Annotated in this window: 9 protein-coding genes, 1 tRNA gene and 1 pseudogene; 3 read left to right on the top strand and 8 right to left on the bottom strand. The window is 65.0% G+C overall.

Annotated elements, in window-relative coordinates:
* Positions 1–27 precede the first annotated feature (27 nt).
* Positions 28–1,203 (bottom strand): Rieske 2Fe-2S domain-containing protein, encoded by a 1,176-nt coding sequence (locus tag ACNKU3_RS15650; RefSeq protein ID WP_418260445.1) that lies wholly within the window; start codon positions 1,201–1,203, stop codon positions 28–30.
* A 158-nt stretch (positions 1,204–1,361) separates the two neighbouring features.
* On the opposite strand from ACNKU3_RS15650, the gene ACNKU3_RS15645 reads away from it, so the two are divergent.
* Together ACNKU3_RS15645 and ACNKU3_RS15640 are read left to right on the top strand one after the other, a co-directional pair.
* Complete coding sequence (locus ACNKU3_RS15645) at positions 1,362–2,705, top strand: MFS transporter (protein ID WP_418260444.1); 1,344 nt, start codon at positions 1,362–1,364, stop codon at positions 2,703–2,705.
* Positions 2,702–3,676, top strand: a complete 975-nt coding sequence (locus ACNKU3_RS15640; protein WP_418260443.1) for a hypothetical protein — start codon at positions 2,702–2,704, stop codon at positions 3,674–3,676. The genes ACNKU3_RS15645 and ACNKU3_RS15640 overlap by 4 nt, the downstream gene beginning before the upstream one ends.
* Here ACNKU3_RS15640 and rlmB read toward each other — a convergent pair.
* Together rlmB and rnr are read right to left on the bottom strand one after the other, a co-directional pair.
* Positions 3,673–4,425, bottom strand: coding sequence for a 23S rRNA (guanosine(2251)-2'-O)-methyltransferase RlmB (gene rlmB, locus ACNKU3_RS15635; protein WP_418260442.1), 753 nt, complete (start codon positions 4,423–4,425; stop codon positions 3,673–3,675). The two genes, ACNKU3_RS15640 and rlmB, sit on opposite strands and share 4 nt — an antisense overlap.
* Positions 4,425–6,770: a ribonuclease R gene (gene rnr / locus ACNKU3_RS15630; protein ID WP_418260441.1), complete on the bottom strand. Its 2,346-nt coding sequence runs from the start codon at positions 6,768–6,770 to the stop codon at positions 4,425–4,427. Before rnr ends, rlmB begins: the two co-directional genes overlap by 1 nt.
* Positions 6,771–6,888: 118 nt before the next feature.
* Here rnr and ACNKU3_RS15625 point away from each other — a divergent pair.
* A tRNA-Leu gene (locus tag ACNKU3_RS15625) sits at positions 6,889–6,975 on the top strand.
* Positions 6,976–7,035: 60 nt separating this feature from the next.
* On the opposite strand, the gene ACNKU3_RS15620 is transcribed toward ACNKU3_RS15625, so the two are convergent.
* The 5 genes and pseudogenes from ACNKU3_RS15620 to ACNKU3_RS15600 all read right to left on the bottom strand — a co-directional run bounded on the left by ACNKU3_RS15620 (position 7,036) and on the right by ACNKU3_RS15600 (position 14,995).
* Positions 7,036–8,070, bottom strand: a complete 1,035-nt coding sequence (locus ACNKU3_RS15620; protein ID WP_418260440.1) for a hypothetical protein — start codon at positions 8,068–8,070, stop codon at positions 7,036–7,038.
* A gap of 111 nt (positions 8,071–8,181) precedes the next feature.
* Positions 8,182–8,997: an acyl-CoA thioesterase gene (locus tag ACNKU3_RS15615; RefSeq protein WP_418260439.1), complete on the bottom strand. Its 816-nt coding sequence runs from the start codon at positions 8,995–8,997 to the stop codon at positions 8,182–8,184.
* 86 nt (positions 8,998–9,083) lie between these two features.
* Positions 9,084–10,499, bottom strand: a pseudogene (locus ACNKU3_RS15610) (sugar porter family MFS transporter); the annotation flags it as partial.
* Between the two features lie 36 nt (positions 10,500–10,535).
* A complete protein-coding gene (locus tag ACNKU3_RS15605; protein ID WP_418260438.1) occupies positions 10,536–12,695 on the bottom strand; it encodes a hypothetical protein in 2,160 nt (719 codons plus the stop codon).
* A 23-nt stretch (positions 12,696–12,718) separates the two neighbouring features.
* Complete coding sequence (locus tag ACNKU3_RS15600; RefSeq protein ID WP_418260437.1) at positions 12,719–14,995, bottom strand: TonB-dependent receptor; 2,277 nt, start codon at positions 14,993–14,995, stop codon at positions 12,719–12,721.
* Positions 14,996–15,042: the final 47 nt, after the last annotated feature.

Genomic DNA, 15,042 nt, shown 5'->3' with positions numbered 1-15,042 from the left:
TTCAGCTCCCCGCCAGCGGTGCGCCGCTCAGGCGCTGCGCGATTCCAGTTCCTGTTCCTGTTCCGCCGCCCTGCGCGGATTGGTCACCGGCGGTACCAGCGGCACCGTCTCCAGGGCCCAGGGAATCTCGGGGTTGGTCCGCCGCGCCGGCGACGGGATGGTAAACACTTTCTCGCCCGCAAAGGGCTCCATGGCCTTGCTGTCGACCTTCCAGCCCTTGTCGATATGCACCTTGCGCACCCGGCGCCAGGCGTTCATGAAGCGGTCCTGCTCCACCGAGACCTCGGTTTGCAGGGTTTCCGGCAGGTAGTTTGGGGACAGGGCCTCGACGATCGCCGCATCTTCGCCAAACACCTTCTGGGTGCGCTTCACCGAGCCCTTGTCGAAAATGCCCCACTTGAAGAAGTTGCGCAGCTGCACCACGAAGGAACGGGTGTGGTTTTCGTCGATCGGCGTGTTGGCGTCGAAAATAATGGTTTCCATCCAGGCGTTGATCTGGATGTGCAGGCGCACGCAGTGGCCGGAGAGGTAAAAGCCGGGGTGGACGTGAGTCTCCGCCTTGTCGCGGCGGGCGAAGCGCATCAACCCGAGGTTGCCTTCCAGCTGCGGCGGGTAAAGCACGCAGGATGACGCACCGGAGCTTTCGGTGGCTTCGATACTGGCGATGTGGTTCTTGTCCGCCATCTCGGGGTATCCGAAGCCCGGGTGGACGAAGGCGGTGTGGGCGATATCGATACCGTTTTCCACCACCCGGTCCACCGAGCCGGTCCAGTCGAACTGGGTGTAGATCGGCCGCCAGTTCTTGCGGTCCTCGAACTCCGGAAAGGGCGGGATCGGGTAGCGCTCCTCCTCGGGCAGGTCGCCGAGGAAGACCCAGATCATGCCGTAGCGTTCCTCGGTGGGGTAGGCATCGACGCGGGCGCGCTGGGGCACGTCCGCCCCCTCGCCGCGCGAGGGAATGAAGGCCACCTTGCCTTCGCCATTGAACTCCCAGCCGTGGTAGGGGCAGGCGACGCAGTCGCGCTTGGTGGTCTTGCCGCCGGCCAGCGAGGCGCCGCGGTGGATGCAGATATCGCTCAGGCAGCTCACCTTGCCCTTGCTGTCGCGGAACAGCACGAAATTCTGGCCCAGCAATTTCACTTTTACCGGTTTAGTGGTGACCTTGTTCGACCACTCGGCCACGTACCAGAGATTCGTCAACATCGTATTACCTGCTCCACGCTCGTCGCATTACTGCACCTGTATACGCAGCGGATTACAGCACGGACCAGCGGCCCAGGAATTGACATTACGCAAAGTCCCTGCGCTTCACGGGGATACTATGCCATAAAGCCTGCAGGGCACAGCCGGACACCATCGACATGACACGCAGTGCTGACAGCGATAGCGCCAGCCGACCCACCACCCTGCGCTTTCTCGGCATCGACCTGAGCGACGGCATCCGCCGTCGCCACCTGCTCGCCTACCTGCTGCTGGCGCTGGTTTCCTCCAGTTACGCCGGTACGCTGGCCATCCTGCAGCCGGCCCTGCTGCAGGTGATAGGCATTCCCGCCGTCGAACAGGCGACGCTCACCGGCTACCTCAGCGCGCTGCAGGAGGTGGTGATGATCCTGCTGATGGGCCCAGCCGGCGCGCTGGCGGACCGCTACGGCCGCCGGCCGGTGTACATCTTCGGCATGCTGGTAACCGCTACCGGCTTCGCCCTGTACCCGCGCGCGGACGCCATCGCCGAGCTGTTGCTCTACCGCGTCGTGATCGCCGTTGGCGGCGCCGCCATCATCGGCATGATGGTAACCGTGATCGCCGACTATACCCGCGACCGGACCCGCGGCCGCGCCAACGGCCTGCAGGGACTGGTGGCGACCCTCGGCGCCTTTGTACCGCCGGCGCTGGCCAGCCTGCCCCAGGCACTGGTCGCCGCGGGCGCCAGCGAACTCGAGGCCCAGAGGATGACCTTCAACACCGCCGCCGGCCTCGGGCTCATCGGTGCACTGATCGCCTGGCGGGGACTGGCGCCGCGCGCTGCAACGCTGGTCGACAACCTGCGCATTCCCCTGCGCCAGATGCTGCGCGAGGGCATGGCCGCGGCGCGCGACCCGGGGGTCGCACTGGCCTATGGCGCGGCCTTTATCTCCCGCGGTGACCTCGCGGTGACCAGCGCCTTCGTCAGCCTGTGGCTGGTCCAGGTCGGTGTCGCCGACCACGGGCTCAGCCCCAGCGCGGCGATGTACGAACTGGCCGTGCCGCGGGTGCTCGCGGTGGTCAGCGGCGCACTGCTGGGTGCGCTGCTGATGGGCTTCCTCAGCGACCGCATCAGCCGGGTACGCGCGGTGACTGCCGCCTCCGGACTGGCCGCGGTGGTCTACCTGGCGATTCTGTGCGTAGATGATCCCAGTGCACCGTGGATGATGGGCTTGTTATTCGTGATGGGAATTGCAGAGATCAGCGCTTTTGTCAGCAGCCAGGCGCTGGTGGGCGAGCGCGCCCCGGCCGCTCGTCGCGGCACGGTGATCGGTTTCTTCGGTGTCGCCGGGGCATTGGGTATCCTGGTGGGCACCGCCGGCGGCGGCTGGCTCTTCGCCACCTTCATGCCCTCGGCGCCCTTCGCCCTGTTCGGCCTGTTCAACGCGCTGGTCTGCCTGTGGTCATTGCAGGTCCAGCCAGCCAGCACTCCCACACCCATTGCCGGAGTCAATCCCCTGTGAATCGCGTACACCTGCTGGGCATCGGCGCCTGCCTCACCCTGATCGGCCTGATCATCGCCCTCGGCCCCTACAGCCACCCGGGCATGTTCCTCCCGGACCAGGGCACCCACTGGTATTACTGGAAATTGCCGGAGCCCACGCTGGGCGGCAGGGTCAGCGCGTGGCTGCTGTACCTTGGCCACCAGTTGGCCATCTGGTGGCTGATCGCGCGCTTCCGCGCCCAGCCGCCAGGGCCCGGCGGCGGCATGCAGCCGCTCAACTGGGTGGCGCTGGGCGTCAACGCCCTGTTCATCGCGCTGCACGTGCTGCAAACCCGGGTATTCTACGACGGGCTGGCCCAGGACACATCGGTAATGGCGAGCCAGGGTTCGGTGGTCCTGCTGCTGGTCATGGTGCTGCTGTTCGAGAACCAGCGCCGCGGCATGTTCTTCGGCCATCGCCTCAACTGGCTGCAGCGCCCCGGCGCTTTCCTGCGCCAGTACCACGGCTACTACTTCGCCTGGGCGATCATTTACACCTTCTGGTTCCACCCCATCGAGGACAACGCCGGCCACCTGCTGGGCCTGTTCTACACCTTCCTCATCCTGTTCCAGGGCTCCCTGGCGCGCACCCGCTACCACAGCAACCGCTGGTGGACAGTGACCCTGGAATGCTTCGTCGCCGTGCACGGCGCCATGGTCGCCTACCTGACGCTCTCCGCAGGCACCTGGCGGATGTTTTTCTTCGGTTTCCTCGCCCTGTTCGTGGTCACCCAGATGCACGGCCTGGGACTGCAACGGCGCTGGTTATTGCTGTTGGCTGCGCTCTACCTGGGCGCCGTCGCGCTGCTTTTCCGCGGCGAGGGAACGGGCTTCCTGGTGGTGCTGCGGATTCCCATGGTGGAATACGGCCTGGTACTGCTGATGGGCCTGCTGATCTTCGCCGGTCTCGGCCTGTACCGGCGCCTGGCCCGCAACAGCGCCGGGGCCTAGCCGCAGCGCTGTCGCACCACCTCGAAGAGGCAGATCCCGGTCGCCACGGAGACGTTGAGGCTGCTCACGGAGCCCGCCATCGGCAGCTTGATCAGGAAGTCGCAGTGCTCCCGGGTCAGGCGCCGCAGGCCCTTCCCCTCGGCACCCATCACCAGGGCCAGGGAGCCGGTCAGGTCGCGGGCGTAGATATGCTCCTCGGCTTCCCCGGCGGTGCCGTAAATCCACACGCCGCGCTCCTTGAGCGCCTCCAGGGTGCGGGCCAGGTTGGTGACCCGCACGAAGGGCACCACCTCCGCGGCACCGCAGGCGACCTTGCGTGAGGTAGGATTGAGGTCGGCGGCCTTGTCCTTCGGCACGATGACTGCCGTTGCCCCGGCGGCGTCCGCGCTGCGCAGGCAGGCGCCGAGGTTATGGGGGTCAGTGACACCGTCCAGGACCAGGAGCAGCGCGGGCGCGCCCAGGGTGTCCAGCTCGCGCAGCAGGCGGGCTTCGTCCCAGAGGTTGTCGCCGCTCGCGCCGGTATCGCTGGCTGCGACCTCGGCCACCACGCCCTGGTGACGGCCGTCGACCCGCTGGTCCAGCTCGCGGCGCGGCTCGCGCTCCACCCGGACACCCTGCTGGCGCGCCAGTTCCAGCAGGCCGGCGAGGCGCTTGTCCTCGCGGCCCTGCTGCGCGCGCAGCACACGGATGCTCTTCGGGTTGTGGCGCAGCAGGCTGTCCACCGCGTGGATTCCGTAAACGACTTCCATCAGTAGCGGCGCCGGTGGCCGGATTTGCGCGGCTGTTTGCTCTCATTCTTCGGTTTTTTCTTCTTGCCGCCCTTCGCCCCGTCCTGTTGCCGGTCCTTTTTCTTTGGCGGCTTGGCGTCGAGCAGTTCGAGGTCTATCTTGCGGTCGTCCAGGTCCACCCGCGCCACCTGCACCCGCACGCTGCCACCGAGCTGGAAGCTGCGCCCGGTGCGCTCGCCCGTGAGGCGCTGCTTGGAGTGGTCGAAGTTGTAGTAGTCCCCGGGGAGGGCTGTCACGTGCACCAGCCCTTCGATATAGATGTCCTTGAGTTCCACGAACAGGCCGAAGCTGGTCACCGCGCTGATTACCCCGTCGAACTCGTCACCGACGTGATCCTGCAGGTACTCGCACTTGAGCCAGGCGTCCACCTCGCGGGTGGCGTCGTCGGCGCGACGCTCGGTCATCGAACACTGCTCGCCCGCCACCGCCATGCTGTGTTCATCGTAGGGGAAGATCTGTTTCACCGGGATGGTGCCCGCGCCCGGGACACGCTGTACGCCCTCCACCTTGCGCCGGGAGCGGATCAGGTGGCGGATGCCGCGGTGCACCAGCAGGTCCGGGTAGCGGCGAATGGGTGAGGTGAAGTGGGCGTAGGCCTCGTAGTGCAGGCCGAAGTGCCCCTTGTTTTCCGGCTGGTAGACCGCCTGGCTGAGCGAGCGCAGCAGCATGGTCTGGATCACGTGCGCATCCTCGCGCTCCGCCACCTGACCCAGCAGGCGCTGGTAATCCAGAGGCGAGGGTTTGACCCCGCCGCCGAGGTCGAGGCCCAGTTCGCCGAGGAACTTGCGCAGGCCCTCGAGCTTTTCCTCGTTTGGCCCCTCGTGCACGCGGTAGAGAATGGGCAGGCCGTTGGCCTCGAAGAATTCGGCGGTGGCCACGTTGGCCGCCAGCATGCACTCCTCGATCAGCTTGTGAGCATCGTTGCGCTGCACCGGCACGATACTGTCGATCTTGCGGTTCTCATCAAAGATGATGCGGGTTTCCACGGTTTCGAAGTCGATGGCGCCGCGCACGTCACGGGCTTCGCGCAGGACTTTGTACAGCGCGTGCAGACGCTCGAGGTGGGGCACCAGAAACTTGCGTACCTCGTGGCTGCCACCCTTCTCCAGCACCGCGCCAACCTGGGTATAGGTGAGCCGCGCGGCGGAGTGAATCACCGCCTCGTAGAACTTGTAGGCAGTCATGCGCCCGGCGCGGCTGATCTCCATCTCGCAGACCATCGCCAGGCGATCGACCTTCGGCTTCAGCGAGCACAGGCCGTTGGAGAGCGCTTCCGGCAGCATCGGCACCACGCGTTCCGGGAAATACACCGAGTTGCCGCGCAGCGCGGCCTCCATATCCAGGGCCATGCCCGGGCGCACGTAGTGGGAGACGTCGGCAATCGCCACATAAAGGCGCCAGCCGCCGCGGCTCTTCTCGCAATAGACCGCGTCGTCGAAATCCCGGGCGTCCTCACCGTCGATGGTGACGAAGGGCAACTCGCGCAGGTCGACCCGGTTTTCCTTGTCCGCCTCCAGCGGCTCGTCCTCCAGCCCCGCGGCCTCGGCCTGCACCGCCGCGGGCCATTCATGGGGAATGCCGTGGGAGCGGATCGCGATATCGATTTCCATGCCCGGGTCGAGGTGGTCGCCGAGCACTTCGGTGATGCGGGCCTTCGCCCCGAGCGTGCGCGTGGGGTAGTCGGTGATTTCCGCAGTGACGATCTGGCCATTCTTTGCGCCGCCCCGGGCGTTGGGCGGAATCAGGACCTGCTGGGTGAGGCGCCCGCTGTCGGGGATCACGAAGCCGATGCCGCTCTCCTCCTGGTAGCGCCCCACGATACTGCTGATACCCCGCGCCAGCACTTCGATCACCTTGCCTTCGAGGCGCCCGCGGCGATCTTCGCCGGTGACCTGCACCAGCACCTCGTCGCCGTCGAAGACGAAGTGCATCTGCCGGGCGTTAAGGTAGACGTCGTCACCGCCCTGCAGCGGTATGGCGAAACCGTAACCGTCGCGGTGCCCCTGCACCTTGCAGTGCAGCAGGTTGAGCTTGTCCACCAGCGCGTAGGAACCGCCACGGTCGTACATCAGCTGGCCGTCGCGCTCCATGGCGCGCAGGCGCTTGCGCAGGGCGTCCTGCTGCTCCTCGGACGCCAGGTCGAGCTTCTTGCACAACTTGCTGTGGCTGAGGGGCCGTTTGGCCTGCGTCAGGACCTCGAGAATCAGTTCTCGGCTGGGGATGGGATTGTCGTATTTGGCGGCCTCACGCTCTGCGTGAGGATCGGCAAGATTGCCTTTTTTGGCCATAGAGTGCCTTGTAGTCATGAATTTTCTGAAATGGGAAAAAAATCTTCCTGCGGCAGTATACTTGAGGATTGACAAGTCCGCGCGGTAATAATAAAGTGCGCGCCCTCAACGGGTTGCGTCTGCACACCCGCTGAATGCCCAGGTGGTGAAATTGGTAGACACGCTAGCTTCAGGTGCTAGTGCTCGAAAGGGCGTGGAGGTTCAAGTCCTCTCCTGGGCACCATATCTGGAAAGGCCAGTCATATGACTGGCCTTTTGCTTTTCTGGCGCCAGGAAAGTGAATCTAGTTCCAGAGTCCCGCCGGGGCACTCACCAGGCCAACCTCCTTGAGCGTGAGGATGCCTACCGGACCGGCCTTCACATCCAGCACCGCGTTCACCGCCGGCATCGCCGTCATGGTATCCCAGTCGTGGTTGCTCCAGTGCTCCGGGGGTACGAAGCGTATGCGGGTATCCACTCCTGGCTCGCCGTCAACGACCAGGTGGTAGTGATCGTCACTGAACTCCCAGCCCTCGTTCAGTTTATCGGTGAGGTACCAGGTGATCCGGTTGGACACCACGGTGCGCCCTGCCACCTTGCCGTCCCAGCCGGCGCGAATGGCTGCGTTGGTACCCTGCTCCATGCGGAACCAGCCAAGATCGACGGTTTCCGCCGCGGTGGCGAACTCGGCGGAAAATTCCATATCGTCAAGGGTATAGTCGAGGGCTGCCGCCAGCCGCTGGGTTGAGTCGTAGAACGACATCAGCCAGGCGCGAACGGTCGCCATGACTTCCTCTGTAGCTTCCGGAAAACCCATACCCATGGCCTGCCAGGTCTCCGCGGATTCATACACGGAACAATCGGCCGACTCTGCAATGGTCACGCATCTCACATCCCGACATACCGCGGTGAGCGCCGCGGCAGTGGAATTGATCCAGCCGGGATTAACGCCGGAGATAAACAGGGAACTACCCCCCTTGTCGCAGGCCGCGGCGAGCCTTTGCTGCACCTCGCCCTGGATTCCGCCGACATTGAGGAAAAGGTTGGTACTGATGACATCGGCGCCGCCTTCCAGCAGGCGGATGACATGGTCGAGGTCGACCATGAAGGGGGTATAGAGAACGGTATCGGCACCCAGCGCAAGCAGGGCATCAATGTCATTGGTAGCCTGGACGCCGCAGGCGGGGCGACCACATAGCTCGCCGGCATCGAGACCGGCCTTGTCTTCAGACCAGGCGTACACCCCCGCCAGTTCCAGCCGTGGGTCGTCGAGTATCCCGCGCAGGGCGAGTTTGCCCACCTTGCCGGTGGTCCACTGAATAACGCGCAACTTTTGCATTATAGTTTTCCTTGAAGCGACGTAGACCAGCATACCCAGCGCGCCGGGCAGCAACAAATTACCCTTTGTTTAACCTGCTAAGAGGGCAGCAGGGCACCACCCCGGCTCGCTCTATTCCCGGTAGTACACCAACTGGTGCGTCGTTGCCAGCAACTCGCCGTCGCTACCCCACAGCTCCGCGGTCTGGTCGAAATAACCGTCGCGAAAGCGCGAGGCCCGCGCGGTCGCCAGTAACGGCGCTTCGCCCTGGGCTGCCAACAGCGCGCTGTCGGCGTGGAAGTAGGTGGTCAGGGTCACCGTACCGATAGGTACGAAGCGCTGGCGGCGGACAAAGATCCGCGGCAGGAAGGCGTCGCTCAGCGCCGCGAGAGAGAGGTGGTCGAGCGGGCGCGGCGGGTGGTCGCGCATCCACAGGGTGGTCACGGAATCATCCGTTTCCTGCGCGCTGCTGAAATCGACATCCCCGTGCACCAGCCGCATTTCATAGTTCTGCAGCCACCTGGGCAGGTAGGGCGGGATTGCAAACACCGGCACCTCGCTGGCCGGCGGTACCGGTGGCGGGGCAATCTCCAGCGCCGACCAGGTCTCGCGTCGCCTGGCGAACACCGCTGTGGCCGTCGCGACGGCGTCGCCGTCCTGCTGCATCTCCACGATCCAGTGCTGGGTGGAGCGGTTGGTGCGGACCGCGCGAGCCCGGATGTCGAAGGGCTCGTCGGCGATGGGGGCGGCGTAGTTCACCGTCAGCGCTACCGGCTCACCCAGCACGTCGGGGTGGCCCATGGCCGCGTTCAGCAGGGTCGCCGCGGTCACCCCGCCGAAGGGGCCGACGAGATTGGCGTAGGCGGGATGGGACTGTCCGCTGCAGCGCCCGTCGGCGGTGGATTGCAGGCGGATGGCCTGGTCGAAGGGGTGGGGGGAAGCAGTCATGGCGCCACTCCATGTTTACATCTACAACTTTGGAGAGGCCATAATGGCCCCCGCGACGGTTTACTGCAACAGGGCGCGCCAGGAACCTAAGCCCGCATGTCCTCCAGCTCCATCCCGCGGGTCTCGTGCACCATGAACGACACAAAGACCACCGAGAGCAGCGCAAACGCCGCGTAAATGGTGTAAGCACCGGCCAACCCGATGCCGGCCAGCAGCAGGGGAAATGTCATCACGATGGCGAAATTCGCCAGCCACTGGGCCAGGCCGCTCACCGCCAGCCCGGAGCCGCGCAGCTGGTTGGGGAACATCTCCCCCAGCATCACCCACATCACCGGGCCCCAGGTCATGTTGAACAGGAAGGCGTAGCCGATGGCCGCGACCAGGGCGATACGCCCGGTGCTGCCGGCCATCCGCAGCACGCCCTGCGCATCCAGCGAGGCGCTGGCGAAGCAGGCGACCATCACCACCAGTGCCACGCTCATGCCCAGCGAGCCCAGCAGCAGGAAGTTGCGCCGCCCCCAGCGATCGATCAGCGTCAGGGTGACCAGGCAGGCGATAATGCCCGTGCCACCGGTAATCACGTTGATCAGCAGCGCATCGGCCTCGGAAAAACCCACGGACTGCCAGAGTACCGCGCCGTAGTAGAACACCACATTGATGCCCACCAGTTGCTGGAACACAGCCAGCCCCAGGCCGACCCAGACCAACTTGCGCAGCCGGCGGGTACCGGGCACAAGCAGGTCAGCCAGCCGCGGCTGATCGCTATGCGCGGCCAATGATGCTTCGACCTCTGCGACTTTCCCGGCGGCCGCCTGCGCCCCGAACAGGCGGGTCAGCACCCTGTTGGCGCGCTCACTGGCGCCGCTCAATACGAGGTAGCGGGGGCTCTCTGGTATGAACAGCAGGCCGAGCAGGAACAGGCCGGCGGGGGCCAGTTCCATCCAGAACATCCAGCGCCAGGCCTCGTAACCCCACCAGAGCGGGGCCAGCGAGGAGCCGGCGTAAGCGGCGATCAGGTAGTTGCTGACAAAGGCGGCAAACAGGCCGACGATGATGGCGATCTGCTGGATGGAGGCGAGCGCCCCGCGCATCCGCGCCGGCGCGATCTCGCTGATGTAGGCCGGCGCCAGCACGCTGGCGGCGCCCACCGCGAGGCCACCGAGTACCCGGTAACACACGAATTCGACTGAACTGCCGGCGATACCCGAGCCCCAGGCACTGAGCAGGAAAAACCCGGCGGCGACGATCAACAGGCTGCGGCGGCCGAAACGGTCCGCCAGCCGCGCCGCGAAAAATGCACCCAGCGCACAGCCGAGCAACATGGAGGCGACATTGAAGCCGGTGCCGACACTGTCTGAATCGAAGGCTACCTGCAGGCCCTGGACGGTCCCGTTGATCACCCCGCTGTCGAAGCCGAAGAGGAAGCCGCCGATCGTCGCCACCACGCTGATGGCGACGATCAATCCCAGGTTTTCGCTAGTACTTTGGGTCACGCGGGCTTCCGTCTGTTCAAGATTGGAAAATTGGTGCGCGGCGAGTCAGCGCACCACCACCCGCACCCGCCCCAGGTTCTGGATACGGGCAAAGGCGGTTCCGGCGTCGCCCTCGCGCTGCGACGCCACCCGCAGGGTCGGGAACCAGGTCCCCGGCTGGCTATAGGCGTGCTCCAGGCGCACCGTTACCTGGCCATCGGCAGCGCGCTCGATCTGGCCCGCTACGGGAAAGGTTCCCTGCCCGTCGAGGTCCCACTGCGCCGCGACAATACTGCCGGTGCCCGCGGGCACCGCTACGCTGGCCACCAGGTCCACCGCTTCGCCCGCCGCCACTTCGGCGCGGCTGCTGCCGTTTGCCGTCAATGCGATGGTGGGCTGGATGCCGCCGCGCAGGGCGGCATCTTCGGGAACTTCGACCTGCCCGTCAACAACCTCGTAGCGAGTATTCGCGGGCGGCTCGACGCCCGCCTCCACCCAGGCGCTCACATCCCGCAGCGCCTGCTGCAGCACCCCGAGGTAACTGACGGTGTGCAGCGGATCGCGCTGCTCGGTGGCGTCGTGGTGATTGCTGTGGTCGTTGAACCACAGGCGGAAGTTGTCGTCCATGGCCTCGCCGAGGTGCTCCTGCACCCGCGCCCGGTACCAGTCCGCCTGCCAGGGGAAGGCCTCGGTGTCGTAGAGGTTTTCCAGCAGGATCATCTTGCCCTTGAAGTCGCCGCTTTGCAGTGTGCCGGAGGCGCCCTGCGCGAACATCGGGCCGAGCAGCATCGGCCGCTGGGGGTAGATGGGCTTGTCCTGGGCGTCGCGGAACTGGTCCCAGACAGCGTATTCCGGCCCCGGCACCTGGTGGCGATGGTAGGTCTGCACGGCAAGGAAGTTGCGATTGTCGAAGTGCAACTTGTCGCCCACCTTCAGTTTCGCCAGGGCCTCCTCGGCCCCAGGCGCCAGCAACACGATATCGCCTTCCAGGCGCACCAGCGGCAGGGGGGTACCCGCCGCATCGCCGGAGGCCACCGACAGGTCGGCACCGAGGGTATTCTGCGCGGGCACCGCGGCGATCTTCAGCGCCACCGGCAGCGCCGCCTGGTGCTTGCCCTGCATCGCCTTCCAGGCGTCGTCGGCGAGGCCGTGGCGCTGTCCCGGCAGGTGGCCGACCTCCAGCCCCATGGCTCGCGCCTCGTCCACGCCGACCAGCTTGTCGATGGCCACCGTAAAGTCGAGTTGCGCCCGCTTCAGCGAGGCCGTGGGCTGGTAGCCTTCATAGCCAGGCTTGGCCCAGAAGTCGCTGAAATAGGGGGTATCCACCGCCACCACCGCCGGGAACAACAGCGAGAAGGCATGCAGGCCGAGGTGATCCCAGGCGTGCCAGCCACGCAGCGGGAAGCCCAGCCGGGTGGCCTCCTGAAGCGCGTCGCGCTCTTCCGCGTTCAGGCCGATATCGGTGAACGGGTCTTTGCCGCTGCCGACATCCACCGCGTCGGCAATAGCGGGCAGTTTGTCGGCGAGGACGCGCATCGCGTAGGTGCGCACGGTAAATACATTGGGAATCGACATCGGCGAACCGGCCACATAGGGCACGGCGCCATCCCAGACCCCCTCGGTGTTTTCCATCCCGCCAATCGTGCGGAAGGCGCCGCCACTGCCGCCGAAGGCGTAGCCGTAGGGCCGTTTGCCGCCATACATCTCCAGCGCCACGGCCCGGGAGTACTGTGCCGCGGCGGCGTTGGCGCGGAATGCGCCGATAGTCGGGTCAATGCTCTGGCCCGGTGTCGCCGCACCGAATTTGCCGCCGCCGTTGGTCTCGACAAAATAGGCGCCGCTGTCGACGGCAAAGCCGATCTTGTCCTCTTCCCCGCTCTTGCCCTGCGACAGGTTTTCGCTTTCGGGCACCGGGGTGATGTACTGGAAGAAGCGCCCCTCGTACTTTTCCTTTGGCGGCAGGTAGAAGGAGAAGCGGGTATCCGTGTCCGCAAAGCCGCCGTGCACATAGCGGTGGCGCACCGGGGTGTCACGCCACTCGTCGATGTCGATAAAGGGCTTGCTGAACATCGTGTCCTCGAGGCTGTAGTGGCTCGCCACCCGCTGGGCAGTGGCCTCCGGCGCCGGAGTGGCGGCGGCCATTCCTCCCGCCAACGCCAGCACAATGCACAGGGCACTGCTGCGCCAACGATTCAGTGAGGTCCCCGTGGAAGTTCCTTCTGTCATTGTGCAATTCCTCGCGTATTCGGTCAGAAACGGTATTCCGCATTGATGCCAAAGTAGCGCTCGACATCGCGCGGCCGGGTCTGCGCAAACACATCGGCACCGCCATAGAGCGGCGACGGGTTGCGCATACCCGATGTGTAGGCCTTGTCGAGCACGTTCTTGATGAAAGCAGTCACCTGGTAACGATCATGCTTGTCGGTAATGCCCATGCGAAAATCAGCGATGCCGTAGGCGCCCTGGAACATGTTCGGGTCCTGGTTGATGTCGAAGGTGACATCGTCCTGCCAGCGGTAGTTGATGCCGGCAAAGGCATCGAAAGGCAGGGCTGGCAGCGGCAGTTGGTAGTCGAGCATCAGGTTGTATTTCCAGTCCGGTGCCGAGGGCAGTTTCCCGCCGTCGATATTCTGGAAGTTTCCGCCAATGCAGCCCTGCGCCTCGGTCTGCCCCGGCCAGCAGCTGGCACCGGTGTAGTCGTTCACCTGCGCGTCCATGTACGCGGCATTTGCGCTAAGGCTGAGGTTCTCGCTCAGCAGGAGCGTCGATTCCAGTTCCACGCCGGAGGTTTCCAGCTTGCCCACATTGACCACATTAACGGTCAGCAGGCCGGTTTCGTCGAAGGTAGTCGACTGCGCCTGGAAGTCATCATAGATACTGTAGAACGCCGTCGCGTTCACCAGCAGGCGCTGGTTCCACAGCTTGCTCTTGATCCCCAGCTCAAAGGCATCCGAGGTCTCCGGCTGCACCGGGTGATCGGCCTTGTACTGGTTGAAATCGGAGAGGTCATAGGCCTGCCCCTTGTACCCGGTGGCGAAACTGGCGAACAGCATCACGTCGTCGGCCAGGAAGTGCTGCAGGGCCAGCCGGCCGACCACCGCGTCGTCACTGTCACTGCTGCTGATTCGCGCCCCGTTGTTAAGAAAGTCGACGTAGTCTGCACTGATCTTCTCGTGATTGAAGCGCAAACCTGCAGAAACCCCGGTGCTCTCGCTGAAGCGCCAGTTGAACTGGCCGAACAGCGCAGCTGTCTCGGTACCAGCCTCAGCGTAATCATTCGCCTGGATGATCGGCAGGTCGGGATCGATGTTGCGCTCTCCGTAGCGTTCGGTCGTCGCGTCGGCGTAGTACAGGCCGAGCAGGTAATCGTAGTTGTCGTAGTCGGGCGAAACCAGGCGGAACTCCTGGGAGAAGAATTCGCTGTCGATCTCCGGGCTTTCGTACATGCCGCCGTGCTCCTGACCGGCGGTCACCAGGGCAGCCAGGTCCACATCGGTCCCGTCGACATCGGTCACCCGGCTGTAGTCCCAACTGTTGTAGGCAGTGATGGACACCAGCGAAAACTCGCCCAGCTCGGCTTCCAGGTGCAGATTGCCGCCCGCGGATTCGGTATCGGCCTCCAGCGGCAGGTCGTAGCGAACCCGGTCGTTGTCCTTGCCCGGGGTGACGCCCTCCCGGTTCAGGGGAATGGCGCCAAAAAGGCGGGCGTCGGGGGAGCTGACCTGCTGGGTCATGGCGCAGCAGGACCCCTCCTCCTTGTTGTAATAGGCGGTCAACAGGGCCTCGATGTTGTCGGTGACGAACCAGCGCAGCTTGCCGCGCAGGCCCCAGGACTCCGCGCCGTTCAGGGTGTCACCGGTGCTCAGGTTGTCGATGTTGCCGTCCCAGTCATTCCAGTAGGCGTTCAGGCGGTAGCCGAGGTTGTCGCCGAGCGGCCCGGAAACCATGCTGTGCAACCGGTATTCATCGTCGCTGGTCGAGGTGCCGCCGATGCTCCCCTCGAACTCTTCCGCGGGATTCCTGGTGCTGACGACGATCGCACCGGCCGAGGCGCTCTTGCCAAACAGGGTGCTCTGCGGGCCACGCAGGATCTCAATGCGCGCGATGTCGGAGAGATTGGCAATGGACTCCCCCTGCTGGACAGCGGCGACATCGTCGACGATGAACGCCACGCTCTGCTCGATGTTGATGCCGAAGGTGTTGGTGCCGATACCGCGCAGGCTGAATGACTGGCCCTGCTTGTCCACGTTGCCGGTGAAGGTCAGCGACGGCGCCACCCGGGTCATGTCCTCGGTGGTCTGTATGCCGGCCTGTTCGATCATGGCTGCACTGATCGCCGACACCGACACCGGCACATCCTGCAGGTTCTGCTCGCGTTTCTGCGCCGTCACCACGACCTCTTCCAGGGCCAGGGCGCCGCTTTGGGCCTGGGCCGGCGCGGCACCTGCCAGCGCCACCGCGATGGCCAGCGCGGACACAGCCGTGGCAGGGAATCGGGGGGCGGGTGAATGATCAATTACGGGCATCGATGGCCTCCTTGAATAATTATTGTGGTGTCAGCGTGCAGTGGCGG

The sequence above is a fragment of the Haliea sp. E17 genome (genome assembly GCF_048323675.1).
Lineage (GTDB): Bacteria > Pseudomonadota > Gammaproteobacteria > Pseudomonadales > Halieaceae > Mangrovimicrobium.
The sequence above is the reverse complement of the archived record's forward strand: the minus strand, read 5'-3'. Positions and strand labels throughout refer to the sequence as shown.